This window comes from Dankookia rubra (assembly GCF_004355005.1).
In the GTDB taxonomy this organism is placed as follows: Bacteria; Pseudomonadota; Alphaproteobacteria; order Acetobacterales; family Acetobacteraceae; genus Paracraurococcus; species Paracraurococcus ruber_A.
This window is the reverse complement of the sequence record NZ_SMSJ01000457.1, coordinates 1-202: the sequence shown is the minus strand read 5'-3', so window position 1 is coordinate 202 and position 202 is coordinate 1. Positions and strand designations below refer to the sequence as shown.

The 202-nt window shown below is 66.8% G+C and carries 1 protein-coding gene; it reads left to right on the top strand.

The window, feature by feature from the left end:
• The coding region (locus tag E2C06_RS37245) for an SdrD B-like domain-containing protein (protein WP_133293454.1) at positions 1 to 202 on the top strand (202 nt) is incomplete at both ends.

Genomic DNA, 202 nt, shown 5'->3' with positions numbered 1-202 from the left:
GGCACCGTGGTCACCAGCGCCACCACTGACAGCAGCGGCAACTACAGCCTTTCCGCCGCTCCCGGCACCTACACAGTCAAGTTCGTCACTCCCATGGGCTACAGCCTCAGCCCGCAGGACAGGGGCAGCGACGACACCCTCGACAGCGACGCTAGTCCCACGACCGGCGTCACCACCGCCATCACGCTCACCTCCGGCCAGA